The organism is Streptomyces sp. AK08-02 (assembly GCF_033795085.1).
In the GTDB taxonomy this organism is placed as follows: Bacteria; Actinomycetota; Actinomycetes; order Streptomycetales; family Streptomycetaceae; genus Streptomyces; species Streptomyces echiniscabiei.
Window position 1 is genome coordinate 342,478 of the sequence record NZ_JARAZV010000007.1, and the last position, 14,064, is coordinate 356,541.

At 70.7% G+C, this 14,064-nt stretch carries 13 protein-coding genes; 6 read left to right on the forward strand and 7 right to left on the reverse strand.

All coding sequences use genetic code 11. The features are described 5' to 3' along the window. The first annotated feature begins 43 nt into the window (after positions 1–43). Together PV734_RS17140 and PV734_RS17145 are read left to right on the forward strand one after the other, a co-directional pair. On the forward strand, positions 44–817 hold the full coding sequence (locus PV734_RS17140) for an enoyl-CoA hydratase/isomerase family protein (protein ID WP_319095598.1): 774 nt from the start codon (positions 44–46) through the stop codon (positions 815–817). Positions 818–883: 66 nt separating this feature from the next. Further along, positions 884–1,918 (forward strand): LLM class flavin-dependent oxidoreductase, encoded by a 1,035-nt coding sequence (locus PV734_RS17145; RefSeq protein WP_319095597.1) that lies wholly within the window; start codon positions 884–886, stop codon positions 1,916–1,918. A gap of 88 nt (positions 1,919–2,006) precedes the next feature. Here PV734_RS17145 and PV734_RS17150 read toward each other — a convergent pair whose 3' ends face one another. Continuing rightward, positions 2,007–3,284: an amidohydrolase family protein gene (locus PV734_RS17150; RefSeq protein WP_319095596.1), complete on the reverse strand. Its 1,278-nt coding sequence runs from the start codon at positions 3,282–3,284 to the stop codon at positions 2,007–2,009. Between the two features lie 204 nt (positions 3,285–3,488). On the opposite strand from PV734_RS17150, the gene PV734_RS17155 reads away from it, so the two are divergent. Further along, on the forward strand, positions 3,489–4,967 hold the full coding sequence (locus PV734_RS17155; RefSeq protein WP_319095595.1) for an aldehyde dehydrogenase family protein: 1,479 nt from the start codon (positions 3,489–3,491) through the stop codon (positions 4,965–4,967). 124 nt (positions 4,968–5,091) lie between these two features. Here the strand turns inward: PV734_RS17155 and PV734_RS17160 are convergent, their stop codons facing one another. Continuing rightward, complete coding sequence (locus tag PV734_RS17160) at positions 5,092–6,288, reverse strand: thiolase family protein (protein WP_319095594.1); 1,197 nt, start codon at positions 6,286–6,288, stop codon at positions 5,092–5,094. A gap of 130 nt (positions 6,289–6,418) precedes the next feature. Between PV734_RS17160 and PV734_RS17165 the strand changes: the two genes are divergently transcribed. From PV734_RS17165 to PV734_RS17175, 3 genes are read left to right on the forward strand one after another with little or no spacing between them, the layout of a single operon-like run. Beyond that, positions 6,419–7,573 carry an acyl-CoA dehydrogenase family protein gene (locus PV734_RS17165; RefSeq protein ID WP_319095593.1) on the forward strand — a complete coding sequence of 385 codons (1,155 nt, stop codon included), beginning with the start codon at positions 6,419–6,421 and terminating at the stop codon, positions 7,571–7,573. A gap of 60 nt (positions 7,574–7,633) precedes the next feature. Next, positions 7,634–8,398, forward strand: a complete 765-nt coding sequence (locus PV734_RS17170) for an SDR family NAD(P)-dependent oxidoreductase (RefSeq protein WP_319290170.1) — start codon at positions 7,634–7,636, stop codon at positions 8,396–8,398. A gap of 7 nt (positions 8,399–8,405) precedes the next feature. Further along, the gene (locus PV734_RS17175) at positions 8,406–9,191 is read left to right on the forward strand and encodes an SDR family oxidoreductase (RefSeq protein ID WP_319095591.1); all 786 of its coding nucleotides are present in this window, start codon (positions 8,406–8,408) and stop codon (positions 9,189–9,191) included. 66 nt (positions 9,192–9,257) lie between these two features. Here PV734_RS17175 and PV734_RS17180 read toward each other — a convergent pair whose 3' ends face one another. The 5 genes from PV734_RS17180 to mftE all read right to left on the reverse strand — a co-directional run bounded on the left by PV734_RS17180 (position 9,258) and on the right by mftE (position 14,062). Beyond that, the gene (locus tag PV734_RS17180; RefSeq protein WP_319095590.1) at positions 9,258–9,998 is read right to left on the reverse strand and encodes a hypothetical protein; all 741 of its coding nucleotides are present in this window, start codon (positions 9,996–9,998) and stop codon (positions 9,258–9,260) included. 42 nt (positions 9,999–10,040) lie between these two features. Next, the gene (locus PV734_RS17185; protein WP_319290172.1) at positions 10,041–10,583 is read right to left on the reverse strand and encodes a flavin reductase family protein; all 543 of its coding nucleotides are present in this window, start codon (positions 10,581–10,583) and stop codon (positions 10,041–10,043) included. Positions 10,584–10,592: 9 nt separating this feature from the next. Continuing rightward, positions 10,593–11,774 carry a hydroxylase gene (locus PV734_RS17190; RefSeq protein WP_319095588.1) on the reverse strand — a complete coding sequence of 394 codons (1,182 nt, stop codon included), beginning with the start codon at positions 11,772–11,774 and terminating at the stop codon, positions 10,593–10,595. A gap of 63 nt (positions 11,775–11,837) precedes the next feature. Then, positions 11,838–13,334: a mycofactocin biosynthesis glycosyltransferase MftF gene (mftF, locus tag PV734_RS17195; RefSeq protein WP_319095587.1), complete on the reverse strand. Its 1,497-nt coding sequence runs from the start codon at positions 13,332–13,334 to the stop codon at positions 11,838–11,840. Then, positions 13,331–14,062, reverse strand: a complete 732-nt coding sequence (mftE, locus tag PV734_RS17200) for a mycofactocin biosynthesis peptidyl-dipeptidase MftE (RefSeq protein ID WP_319290174.1) — start codon at positions 14,060–14,062, stop codon at positions 13,331–13,333. Before mftE ends, mftF begins: the two co-directional genes overlap by 4 nt. Between the last annotated feature and the right edge of the window lie 2 nt (positions 14,063–14,064).

The following is a 14,064-nucleotide window of genomic DNA, read 5'->3' on the forward strand; positions in this document are numbered from 1 at the left end:
TCGAGATGACGAACTGAGACAACATGACGAACGGAGTCCCCGGATGGAACTCGAGACCGTCCTGTTCGAGGTGGCCGACCATGTCGCCACGATCACCCTGAACCGGCCCGAGGTCATGAACGGCTTCAACCAGCGGATGCTGGAGGAGTTCTCCGTCATCTGGGAGACCGTCAAGACCGACGACGACGTGCACGTCGTCGTGTTGCGGGGCGCCGGCGACCGGGCGTTCTGCACGGGCATGGACGTGAAGGAGGGCATCGACCGCCACCCCAACGTCTGGTCGCGGACCGACCCCGGCGAGTACCTCTCGCCGAAGCTGAACCAGGTGTGGAAACCCCTGGTCTGCGCGGTGCACGGGATGGCTGCGGGCGGCGCCTTCTACTGGCTCAACGAGGCCGACATCATCATGTGTTCGGACGATGCCACGTTCTTCGATCCGCACGTCAGCTACGGGCTCACCGCGGCTCTGGAGCCGATCGGTCTCGCCCGGCGCGTCCCCCTCGGCGAGGCGCTGCGCATAGCGCTGCTCGGCCTGGACGAGCGCGTCTCAGCGGCGCGCGCCCTGCAGATCGGCCTGGTCAGCGAGGTGCTCCCGCGTGCGGAACTGTGGGCCCGCGCCGACACTGTCGCCCGCGTCATCGCCGCCAAACCGCCCGCCGCCATCCAGGGCACCGTCCGGGCGATCTGGGAGTCGCTCGACTCGACGCGGACCCAGGCGCTGCGCACCGGACTGTCGTACACCCAGATCGGCAACCCCGTCGGCAAGGCCGAGGTCGACCGTGCCGCAGTGCCCCGGAGGCAGTGGACACTGCGCTGACCCTCGCCTAGCCTGAATGAAAAGAGTGCACTTTATAGACGCGAGGCAAGGGAAACGGAGGCTTCCATGCTGTTCGGCATGCCCTGGCCCGGCCGGGACGTCGCACGGGAGGCCGAGCAGGCCGGTGTCGGCGCCTTCTGCGCCGGGGAGTTCGCCGACCACGACGCCTACCTCACGGTGGCCGACATCGTCGCCGACACCGAGCACGCCCTGGCGGGCCCCGCCATCACCTACGCGTTCGCCCGCACCCCGTACGCTCACGCCACCGCCATGCGCCAGCTGCACGCGCGGGCGCCGGGCCGGCTGTTCCTCGGGCTGGGCAGCGCCGCCTTCCGCATCAACCGCGACTGGCTCGGCGTGCCCGCCGACCGCCCGGTGGCCCGGATCGCCGAGACGGTCGGCGCGGTGCGGGCCTGGCTGCACGCGGAGAACGGCGAGAAGGTGCGCTACTCCGGGGAGTTCCACTCGCTGGACGCCGATGTCCGGGCGCCGGTGCTCGGTCGGCTGGACATCCCCGTGCTGCTCGCGGCGTTCAACACGGGCATGGCGGCCACCGCGGGCCGGGTGGCCGATGGCGTCGTCGGACACGGTCTGTTCACCTCCTCCTGGTGGAACGACGTGGTACGGCCCTCGGTCGAGCGCGGCGCGGGAGACGCCGGCCCGAGGACACGCTTCCTCGAACACGGCTGGATCATCACGGCAGTCGACGACTCCGCGCCCGAACGCGCCGTCGCGGACGCCCGACGGATGATCGCCTTCTACCTCACGGTGAAGACGTACGACCCCTATGTGGCCCACCACGGCTGGGAGGAACCGGTCACCCGGCTCCGCGCCGCGTTCCGGGCGGGCGACACCGACGCCATGGCGGAGGCGGTCACGGACGAGATGGTCGGCGAGATCGCCGTCTGCGGTACGACCGCCGAGGCGAAGGACGCTCTCGCCCGCCGCGCCGGCTCGCTCCCCCGCGACGTGGGCTACCTCGCGCCCCCGAGCTTCCTGGTGAGCCGGCGTCGGCGGGCCGCGTACGCCCGGGCCTCCCTCGCCCTGATCGGCGCGGTTCCGGAGGTATCGGACGCGACGAACGCACCCGGGCGTCTTTGACCCGCGCACGCGGACGACCGGCCCCCGAAGCGCGAACGCTCCGGGGGCCGGTCCCGTGACACGACCACCACCGCCCGCCTGCCGCCGGTCAGGCGTCCTGCGGAAGCGGGGCGAGCTTCTTGCTCTTGTCGAAGTGCACGACGTCGGCCAGCGTGCCGCCGAGGATGGCCGCGCGGTCCTCGTCCGGGACGCCCTCGAAGTTCTCCGCGACGCACTCGGCGCTGTCGCGGAAGGTGCCCTCGGCGTGCGGGTAGTCGTTGCCCCAGATGACCGTCGAGAGGCCGGTGATGTGGCGGGCCTTGACGGCCGTCGGATCGTCCGCGAACTGCACGTGGATCTGGCGCCGGACGTACTCGGTGGGCTTGAGCGGGTAGGGCCACTGATCGTTGATCGCGAACAGCCTGCCCATGGACGCCTGCTCCGTCGCGGGACGGTTGTCGTCCCAGAAGCCGAGCCACCAGTCGGGGTCCTGGCCCGTGCCGGTCTTCCACGCCTTGTCCATGTAGCCCATGAAGGAGACGAGCCAGCCGGCCGTGTACTCGATCAGATTGAAGTGCAGGTCGGGGAAGCGCTCGCACACACCGCCGCCGACGAGGCTGGCGACGATGCCCTGCGGGCCGGCCACGGCCGCGCCGACCGCGGTACCCATGGTCCGGCCGGTCACCATGTCGTCGGTCAGGTTGCCCTTGCCCATGTTCATGGCGTTCATCAGGCCCCGGACGGTCACCGCCGTCTCGGACACCTGCTCCTTGACCTTCACCCCACCGGTGGCGACATGGATGAAGACCGGCAGACCGTGCGCCTGCGCGGCCGCCCAGACCGGGTCGTACTCCCGTGAGTAGAAGGGCAGCGGCGGGATCTCCGGAAGGAGGATCGCCCCGAGGCCGAGCCGCGCGATCCGCTCGATCTCCGCGACGGCCTCGGGCACGTTCGTGAGCGGGATCGCCGCGGTCGGACGCAGCCGGTCCTTGTACGGGAGGTACCGCTCGACCAGGTAGTCGTTCCAGACGCGGGCGTGCGCCATGGACAGTTCGTGATCGTCGGTGAACAGGACGAACAGCGAGAGGTTCGGGAACATCACCGAGGCGTCGACGCCGTCGATGTTCATGTCCCTCAGGATGTGCTCGGGATCGCCGTCCGGGGTCTCGCCGCCGGTCTGACGGTATTTGGAGATGGTCCAGCCGTCGAACCCGATGGTGTGCAGTTTCTTGAACTCCGTGTGACCGCCCGGCACGATCGGCTCGTCGAGCGTGAACTCCTCTTCCCAGAGGGCCCGATCACGCAGGTTCTTGGGGAGCCGGGTCTTGAAGAGATCGACCGGCTCGATGATGTGCGAATCACCGGAGACGACAAATTCCTTGAACACAGGCGGTACCTCTTTCGAACATCGTCGTTCGCGCAGAATCCACCCCGCGGATGAGGCCGAAGTTACCTGTACCGATCGGTCCAGTCAATGATTCAGCATACGGATTAGCGTCCCGTCAGGTTCAAGAAACCTGACAGACGCCTGACACGGGGCCGATCAGCACACCCCCTTCCCCGGCGCCCGCTATTAAGTACACTCAACTCCATGACGAAGGCCTACTCGTTCTCTTCGCAGCTCTACATCGACGGGCGTCGCACGGACGGTGATTCGGACATGTCCCTCGTCGTGCGCAATCCGGCGACGGAGGAGTTGATCGCGGAAGTCCCCCAGTCCTCGATCTCCGATGTGCGCCACGCCGTCGAGGCGGCACGGCGGGCCTTCGACCAGGGCCCGTGGCCCCGACTGAAGCCCGCCGAGCGGGCCGCGGTGCTGTTGCGCATGGCCGAGGAGATGGAGCGCCGACTCCCGGATCTCGTGGCCGTCAACATCGCCGAGGCGGGATCGGTCCGTCCGCTCGCGGAGAGTCTGCAGACCCGGGTTCCGGTGGCGCACCTGCGCGACATGGCGGAGCGCGTCATGCCGGCCTTCGCCTGGGAGCGCCCGATGGAGCCCACGATCGCGCCGGGCACCGGCATCTCCCAAGGGGTGCTGCGCCGCGAGGCGTTCGGCGTGTGCGCCCTGATCTCCGCCTACAACTTCCCCTTCTTCCTCAGCATGATGAAGGTGATCCCCGCACTCGCGGCCGGCTGCACCGCCGTACTGAAACCGGCGCCCGCGACTCCCCTGGAGTCCCTTCTGATCGGCGACTTCGCCGACGCCGCCGGGCTGCCGCCCGGTGTGCTGAACATCGTGACCGGCGACATCGAGGCCGGCCGCGAACTGACCACCCATCCCATGGTGGACCTGGTCAGCTTCACCGGGTCCGACACCGTCGGGCGCACGGTCTACGCCCAGGCCGCGGCCTCCCTGAAGAAGGTCGTCCTCGAACTCGGCGGCAAGTCGGCGAGCATCGTCCGCGCCGACGGCGACCTCGACGGCGCCGTACGGTCCGCGCTCATGGGCATCACCGCCCACGCGGGCCAGGGCTGCTCGCTGCTGACCCGCACGCTGGTGCACGAGTCCGTCCACGACGAACTGGTGGCCCGGCTGTGCGAAGGGCTCGCCGCCGTCAGGGTCGGCGACCCGGCCGACCCGGCCACCACCATGGGCCCGCTGATCAGCGCTGCCCAGCGGGACAAGGTCGAGAAGCTGATCCGCGTCGGCGAGGAGGAGGGAGCCCGAATCGTCCATGGCGGCAAACGCCCCGCCGGCCTCGACCGGGGCTGGTTCGTGGAACCCACCCTCTTCACCGGCGTGGACAACGCGATGACCATCGCGCGTACGGAGTTCTTCGGACCGGTCGGCGTCGTCATCCCGTTCGCCACCGACGAGGAGGCGGTACGGATCGCGAACGACAGCCCGTACGGCCTGGCCGGCGCCGTCTGGAGCGCCGACACCGTGGCCGCCCACGAGATCGCGTCGCGTATCCGGGCCGGCGGGGTGGCCATCAACGGCGGGAGCGCCGGGGTCAACCCACGGGCGGCCTTCGGCGGCTACAAACAGAGCGGACTCGGCCGGGAGTGGGGCGAGTTCGGACTCGACGAGTATCTGCAGACCAAGACGGTCAGCTGGGCGGCACGCTGAGCGTTTCCCGAAGGAGAGGCGACGCGGCCCGCCTCTCCTTCAGGGGCGCGGGGACCTGCCCGACCAGCCACGACACACCCGCACACGCCATTCCAGCCCCTCCACCCGACCGCGACCGCAGCAGTCACACCGTCAGAACCATGGCCGACCCCATCCCCCCACCCGCGCACATCGCCGCGACCGCCGTCCCGCCACCCCTGCGGCGCAGTTCGTGGGCCAGCGTCACCACCATGCGGGTGCCGGTGGTGGCGATCGGGTGACCGAGGCTGCACCCGCTGCCGAACGGGTTCACCCGCTCCGGGTCGAGGCCCAGTTCACGGGTGGTGGCGACGGCGACCGCGGCGAATGCCTCGTTGACCTCGAAGAGGTCGACGTCACCGATGCCGAGCCCGGCCCGGCCGAGCGCCTTGCGGATCGCGGCGATCGGCGCCAGCCCCGTCTCGACCGGATCGACCCCGACACTCGCCCAGGACCGTATGGTCGCGAGCGGCGCGAGTCCGTGCGCGGCGGCGAGATCCGAACCGGCGACCACGACCGCCGCCGCGCCGTCGTTCACCCCGCTGGAGTTGCCCGCGGTGATGGAGAAGCCCTCGATCTCGGGGTGCAGCACCTTCAGCGACGCCAGTCTCGCCGCGGTGGTGTCGCGCCGGGGATGCTCGTCGGTGTCGAACACGACGAAAGCCCCGGTGCCGGAGGTCGGGGCGCCCCTGCCGCCGCCCATGACCTGCACCGGCACGATCTCGTCGGTGAACCGGCCCTCGTCGACGGCCCGTACCGCCCGCTCGTGCGAGCGCAGTGCCCAGGCGTCCATCTCCTCACGGGTGAGCCCTGCCAGCCGGGCCGTGTTCCAGCCGACGAGGACGCCCATGTCGTTGTTGGGAGCCTCGGGCGTCGGGTCATGGGTCGGCGCCATCCAGGGGTCCTGCCAGTCGTCGGTGCCCGGAACCCGCCACCGGGCCACCGGAGCCGTGGACGAGGAGTGCGTGCCGCCCGCGACGACCGCGCGGTCCATTCCGGCACGTACGCTCCCGGCGGCGGTCGCCACACTGGCCAGCCCGGAGGCGCAGTGCCGGTTGTGGGCCAGACCGGGTACATGGGTCAGCCCGGCCTGGAGGGCCGCGTACCGGGCGATGTCACCACCCCCGGCGAGGGACTCACCGAGGACGACGTCGTCGATCGTTTCCAGGGGCAGCCCGCTGCGGTACGCGGCCTCGCGCACGACGACGGTGGCGAGTTCGAAGGCACTGGTGTCCCGCAGGGTTCCTCGTCGGGCGGTCCCGATCGCGGTACGGCACGCGGAGAGAAGTACGGCGTCAACCATGCAATTCAGAGTACTTAACTCCGGCCGCGATCAACAGGTCCAGCAGCAAGAGGCCCTGAAAGCAGGGACAACTGGCCGAACTCCAGCCAACAACCTCGACCCAATCAGGGAAAGAGGATACTTTGTTGAGGTGAACTTCGAGCTCAGTGAAGAGCAGGGCATGTTGCGCGGAGCCTCGCGCGATCTGCTGGCGGACCGGGCCCCGATCGAGCACGTACGGGCGTGGCTCGACCGTGACGAGGACGTCGACCCCGAGGTGTGGCGGCTGACGGCCGAACTCGGCTGGCCCGGCCTCGGCCTGTCCGAGGAGTACGGCGGCAGCGGTCAGGGGCTGGTGGAACTCGCCCTCGTCGCCGAGGAGTTCGGGGGCGCTCTCGGCCGGGGTCCGTTCGTGCCCACCGCGATCGTCGGCCGGGCTCTCGCCATCGGGGGCTCACCCGGCCTACGGTCCGAGGTGCTGCCCGGCCTGGCCGCCGGATCGTCCTGGGCCACCTGGGCGTTCGCCGAATCCCGGGCGCCCTGGTCCCTCGACGGCATCCGTGCCACCGCCCGCGTCGACGGGGACGCGTTCGTCCTCGACGGGGTGAAGACGGCGGTACAGGACGCCGGCGGCGCCCGCTGGCTCCTCCTCACCGCCCTGCACGACGGTGTCCCTGCCTCGTTCCTCGTCGACCGCGAAGCCCCGGGCATCACCGTCCGGCGCCAACGCACCCTCGATCCGACCCGCGCGTTCCACGAGGTCCGCGTCGACGGCGTACGCGTCCCCGCCGACCGCCGCCTCACCAGCGGGCCCGACGAGATCCAGCGGCTGCTCGACGAGGCGTCGGTGCTGCGGTGCGCGGACGCGCTCGGTGTCATGCGGCGCCTGCTGGAACTCACGGTCGAACACACCACGACCCGGGTGCAGTTCGGGCAGCCGATCGGCGGCTTCCAGGCCGTCAAGCACTCGGCCGCCGACATGGCTCTCCTCGTGCACGGCGCCCGCGCGGCCACTCACTACGCGGCGATGGCCACCGACGCGGGCACCGCCGACGCCGCCCGCGCGGCCTGTGCCGCCGCCTCGTACGTCTCGGCGGGCGCCGGCGAGGTCGCGGCCCGGGCACTCCAACTGCACGGCGGTATCGGCTTCACCTGGGAACACGACCTGCATCTCTATCTGCGCCGGGCCAGGGCCGACAGCGTCCTGTACGGCGACGCGGCCGTCCACCGCGACCGCCTTGTCACCCTTCTGCGGCCCTCCCGCGCCATCGCCACCACGTCCGCATCCGCGTCCGGCCGAGCCTGAAGAAGCGCGAACCGTAGAAGGCCCGAAGAAGACGAAGAAGAAGACCCCGAAAGGTTCCCGATGGAGATCAAGGGCAAGAAGGCCGTGGTGTTCGGCGGTGCCTCAGGCATGGGCCGGGCCACCGCCGAACTGCTGGCCGCCCGCGGCGCGGATGTCGCCGTGCTGGACCGGCCGGCGTCGGCGGGCGCCGAGGTCGCCGCGGCGTTCGGCGGGAGCTTCCACCCCGTCGACGTGACCGACTTCGAGGCGACGGAGAGCGTGTTGGGCGATGCCGTCGAGGCCCTGGGCGGGCTGCATGTGTCGGTCACCACGGCGGGCGGCGGCAGCGTACGGCGCACGCTCGGCAAGGACGGGCCCCACGATCTGGAGACCTTCCGTCGGGTGCTCGACCTCAACGCCGTCGCCACCTTCAACGTCAGTCGCCTGGCCGCCGCCCACATGAGCCGCAACGAGCCCGAGGAGCCTGACGGTGAACGGGGCGTCATCGTCAACACGTCGTCGATCGCCGCCTTCGAGGGACAGGTCGGCCAGGTCGCCTACTCGGCGGCCAAGGCCGCGATCGCCGGAATGAGCCTCACCATGGCCCGCGACCTCGGTTCCCTCGGCATCCGCGTCGTCGCCATCGCACCCAGCCTGTTCGAGACGGGCGCCACCGAGAGGATCCCGGCCGAGGTTCGGGCCGCGCTGGTCAAGGACGCCGCGTTCCCCCGGCGTCTGGGCCACCCCGAGGAGTACGCGAAGCTCGCGCTCGCCGTCGTGGACAACCCCATGCTCAACGGCCAGTGCCTCCGTCTGGACGCCGGCCAGCGATTCGGACCGAGGTGAGGCTCTGATGCCGGACAAGGATCCGCGGGACAACGCGCGACACAGCAGCGAGTACGAGGGCAGGGTGGCGCTCGTCACCGGAGGCGGGCGGGGGTTCGGCAAGGCGTTCGGGGAGGCCCTGTCGGCCCTCGGCGCGTATGTCGTGCTCGCCGACATCGACGGGGACGCGGCGGCCGAGGCAGCGGCGGAACTCACGGCACGGGGCAGGCGCGCGACCGGCATCAGCTGTGATGTCGCCGACGAGGCCGCTGTGGGCGCGGTCGTGGACGAGATCACCGAACGACACGGCGGACTCGACCTCCTGGTCAACAACGCGGGCCTGCACGCCGCCTACAACAGGCCGTTCACCGAACTGGGCCTCGCGAACGTACGGCGTGTGCTCGACGTCAACGTCATGGGCGTCATCATCTGTTCGTTGGCCGCCCGGGAGGCCATGAAGGACCGGGCCGGCGCCTCGATCGTCAACATCTCGTCGTCGGCCGCCTACGCGAACCGCAGCATCTACGGCGTGTCCAAGCTGGCCGTACGGGGCCTGACGGCGTCGTTCGCCCGTGAGTTCGCCGCCGACGGCATCCGGGTCAACGCGATAGCGCCCGGTCTGATCCTCACCGAGACCGTCCGGGCCCAACTGTCGGCCGCCGAGGCCGAACGCGTTCTGGGTGAGCAGATCCTGGGGCGCGAGGGCGAGGAACGGGACATCGTCGAGGCGCTGCTCTACCTCGCCTCCTCGAAGGCGTCCTTCGTCACCGGCGAGACGCTCCGGGTGACGGGCGGGTTCGCGCTCTCGATCTGACCTGACAGCCGTCAGCACATCTGGGCCCCGCGAACTCACCGCGGGGCCCGAGCTGTTGTGGCTGTCCTACACGATCACCGGTTCGTTCTCCGGTTTCCCGGCCGGTTCCCGCTCCTCGTTCGTGATCGCCTTCAGCAGCACGTACGGGGTCGCGATCTTCCAGACGGCGTACGCGACCGAGGGGATGATGTTCGCGAGCAGTCCGTTCCAGGCGAGCGGACCGGTCTGGTTGAGGAAGACGAAGGCGCCCGGAACGAGCGTCACGCCCAGCACGATGCTGAGCCAGCCGTACCAGCGCGGGAAGAGCGGCTTCGCCCGCGTGTGGTCGATGAACGCGGCGTAGCCGATCGACCAGACCTGGAGGACGAAGATGCAGGCGTTGCCCACGAACATGAGCCAGAAGGTGTCGACCATCGCGGTCAGGACGTCGACGGAGTGGCTCTCGGGGCGGTAGGCCGCGGCGGCCAGGATGGCGAGCGGGAAGAAGAACCCGAGCGGGGCCACCACACCGGTGGTGAGCTGGATCATGGACAGGAGCCCCCAGCCGCCCTCGACCCGGCGCAGCTGCATGCTCGTCACGATGACGTACGGGTACTCGAACGGGACGAGCAGCACCATCAGGGCGACACAGGTGAGGATCCCCGTGCGGTGGTCCTTGAGGAACGCGACGACGTCGTCAGGGCTCTCCGTGGGGCTCATCGGCGGGGTGAGGTGGCCGATGGCGAACGCGGCGAGGAATCCCACGAAGAGGATGACGCCGCACCACGCCGATATTCTCTGCAGTCTTATATGGAGGTCCTTCTTCATTTACGGCTCCCCTTTGAGCTCGTTACTCATCATCAGCAGTCGTTACCAACCGACAAGCCTGTCCAGCACGAGCGTCGCGCTCGCGAGATAGTCGCCGTATCCGCCCCGGAAGAACAGCAGCGGGGTTTTCGGTGATTCGACGCGAAGATCGCGGACCCGTCCCACGACCAGCCAGTGATCCCCGATCTCGACGAACTGCTCCACCGTGCAGTCGACCCAGGCGACCACCCCGTCGAGCATGGGATTGCCCAGCGCGGACGCGCTCCAGGTGGTGGCGTCGAACCTCCGCGACGCCGGGCCCGCCAGCTGCCGGGACAGCCGTTCCTGGTTGCCCGCTAGCGAATTGGCGCAGAATCGGCCCGCGGTGCGGATCGTCCGCAGGGTCGCGGAGGAACGGTCGACGAGAAAGGACACCAGGGGCGGGTCCAGGGATACGGAGGTGAAAGTCCCGACCACCATTCCGTGCGGGCGCCGTTCGGCGTCCGTGGTGGTGATCGCGACGACGCTCGTGGGGAAGTTTCCCAGGACGTCGCGGAATTGGCGCCCGTCGATCGTGGTCGCCGGGCGGCCGGAGCTGTCGCTCATCCGGTCTCCTCAGATCAGGATGCGCATCGGCTCGGGCAGCTCAAGTCCCATCTGGGCCAGGGCGTTCGCGTGATAGGCCGAGCCGGGGACATGGATCATGTGCTGGAGCCCGACATGCGCGTCCCGCCAGAAGCGCTGCATCGGATTGCCCCGCCGGATCGCGTTCCCGCCCGACCTGGCGAAGATCTCGTCCAGCGCGGACACGGCCCGCCAGGCACAACGGACCTGGTTGCGCCGTACGTCGGCCCGGTCCTCGATGCTGATGGTCCGGCCGGCCTCGATCTGGTCGTACAACCGGCTGATGCCGTCGATCAGTTGGACGCGGGAGGCGGCGATCTCCGCCGCGGCCTCCCCTGCGGCGTAGAGGACGTACGGGTCGTCGCGCACCTGGACGCCCGTCACGGCGACGCGGTCGCGCTGCTGGGCCAGGTGCACGGCGAGCGCGCCCTCGCAGATGCCGATGACGGCCGCGGTGATGCCGAGCGGGAACATCGAGCTGAAGGGCAGTTTGTAGAGGGTGTCGGTGAGCCCGACGGCCTCCGCGGCGGCGCCCTCCTGGACCGCTTCCTGCCGGATGGCGCGGTAGGAGGGGATGAACGCCTTGTCGACGACGACGTCCTTGCTGCCGGTGCCCGACAGCCCGACCACGTCCCAGGTGCCGTCGATGATCTCGTAGTCCGAGCGGGGCAGCACGACGTGCAGGACGGTGATGGGCCCGGCGGGCCTCCCCTTGCCGTCGCCGAGGAGCGCGCCGAGGAAGTCCCAGCCGCAGTGGTCGCTGCCCGAGGAGAACGGCCAGCGTCCGCTGAGGACATAGCCGCCGTCCACCGGTTCGGCGATGCCGTTGGGCATGTAGGGCGAGGCGATCCAGGTGTCCGGGTTCTCGTCCCACACCTCGTGGGCGAGCCGGGGATCCATCTGGGCCAGTTCCCAGGGGTGCACTCCGACGACTCCGCACACCCAGCCGGCGGCCCCGTCGTGCCGGGCGACCGCCATCACCGCCTCCGCGAAGTCCCGGGGGTGGGCGCCGAATCCGCCGAACTCCTTGGGCTGCAGAAGCCGGATGACCCCGGCGGACCTGACCAGTTCGACGGTCCGGTCACTCAGTTTCCCGAGTGACTCGTTCTCGTCGGCGAGTGCGGCCAGTTCGGAACCCAGCTCCTCGACACGACCGACCACTTCATGCGTCACGCCGCACACCTCCTGGTGACTGATCCATCGCATGCGCCGCACGTCCCCGGCGGCAGGATGTCCTCAGTGTCGTGACGCCCCGCGAGGCGCGCTGGGCTCTTTCCGCTGACCGGGACTGGTCGGCCTCCCCCGTGTGACGCGGGGCCGCAAGGCGGCGGTGGAGCGGCCCCTGAGCGCGGAGAACCACACGCCGGCACCGTAGGCGAGGTCGTCGAGCCGGCGGGCGACGCCGTAGCGGAACGGGTCCAGTGCCCCGTCCCCGGGCCGGTACTCGAGTGCGATGTCGGCCAACGCGGCGACCGCGGCGGCCCGGCGCACCCGCCGGGACAGCAGGCAGCCGACGGCGGTGAGCGGCCACCAGTGCCGGGTGAGGAGCGCGGAGGTCTGCGCCAGGGTGGCGAGGGCGCCGTTGCCCGCGAGCGGCACGGCCAGCCGGTACGGGTGCCGGGTGCCGTCGAGCTTGCGGCCGACGCGCAGGGTGACGAGGCCGAGGACGGTGCCCGCGACCGGCGCCGACCAGCGCCGCCCGGTGAGCAGCACGGCGGCGAACACCGCGCTCCAGGGGGCGAACACGGCCGGGGCGATGAACTCGGGATGGCGCAGGGCGAGCGGATGCGCTCCGGTCCCGTAGACGGCCTTGCGCAGGAACCAGTCGCCGAGCCGCGCCCGGTGCTCGTGGCAGGCCCGGACGGCGGGCTCGTAGCGGACGCGCAGCCCCGCTTCGATCAGCCGCCAGCACAGGTCGACGTCCTCCCCCACCCGCATCCCCTCGTCGAACCCGCCCATCTCGTGCAGGGCGTCCACCCGCACCACCGCGCAGGCCGTAGGCGCCCAGGAGACGGGCGTACCGGGACGCACCGCGGCCGGACGGGCGCCGAGGTCGAGGGAGGACCGGGTGTTCTCGTACCGCTCGATCCAGGTCGCGGTGCGGCCGGTCAGCCCGGTGATGCGGGGTACGGCCATGGCGACCCGGGGATCGGCGAAGTGCCGGAGCAGGGTAGGCACCGTGTCGGGGTCCAGCACGATGTCGGAGTCGGCGAAGACCACGTACGGCGTGGTGACGTGACGCAGCCCGGCGTTGCGCGCGCCGGCGGGCCCGGTGTTGGTGTCCAGGGCGACCAGCCGGGCACCGTGCCGGGCGGCGACGGCGGCCACGGCGAGGGGATGCCGCGAGGCGTCGTCGACCACGATCACCGGAGGTCCCGTACGCCGTGCACCGCCTGTGCCACCAGTTCCACCTGTGCCGATGCTGCGCAGCAGCCGGTCCAGCGGGAGTGGACGGTCACGGACCGGGATGACAACCGTGTACCGGGGGTCGGGTGGCGTCGGCAGCGAGTCGACGACGGGGTGGGCCATGCCGCCCTCGATCAGTCGCTCCGCGAGGAACGCGCTCGCCGCGTCCCGTACGGGAACCGTACGGCCGACGAGGAGTCCGCGGGCCCGCGGTGTCAGCCGCAGCAGCCGGGTGGGGAACCCTCCGACGAGTGCGCGGCCGCCGTCGACGACTCTGGTGTGCCGGTCGAACGCGACGACGACGCCGGCTCCGGCGGGCAGCGTCATCGGCCTACGGTCCCGAGCCGGCGGGCCGGATCGGCGAGGCGTCCCCGGTCGTCGACCGTCCAGGCGCCGATCCGGTGGACGGTGGCCGACACCATCGCGTCCAGTGTTCGGCGGCCTTCCTCGGCCGAGGCCCCGGTGGGATCGCCGAGCACACCGGAGGGCGAGACCGCGCGGACGCCGTGGGCCACGAGGTCCGGCAGGAGGTCGGCCAGGGGGCGCGTGTCTCCAGCCACGGCCGCGTCGAGCCGTACACGCTCCGGTTCCAGATGCAGCATCAGGGAGGTCTCCGTTCGGCCGGCGTGCGCGTCGCCGCCGGGTGTCCCACAGGCGGTCCAGGCGATGTCGTGGCCCTCGGCACGCAGTCGACCGACAGCCGTGTCCAGTGCGGCGGTGTTGCCCCCGTGGCCGTTGACGAACACGACGCGGCCCGCCCAGAGGGAGAACGAGCGGGTCAGTTCCACGAGCACCGCGCACAGCGCCTCGTGCCCGATCGAGACGGTTCCCGGGAAGTGCGCGTGTTCACCGCTGGCCCCGTAGGCGATCGGCGGTGCCACCAGCGACGCGGGCAGGGAGTCCGCGGTGCGCCGTACGACGGCCCGGGCGACGACGGTGTCCGTGTCGAGCGGGAGATGCGGGCCGTGCTGCTCGGTGGACCCGACCGGGACGAGGACCGGCGCACCGGACGGTACGGCGGGCCAGACGGCGTCGGCCAGGAAGCGCGCCGCCATGT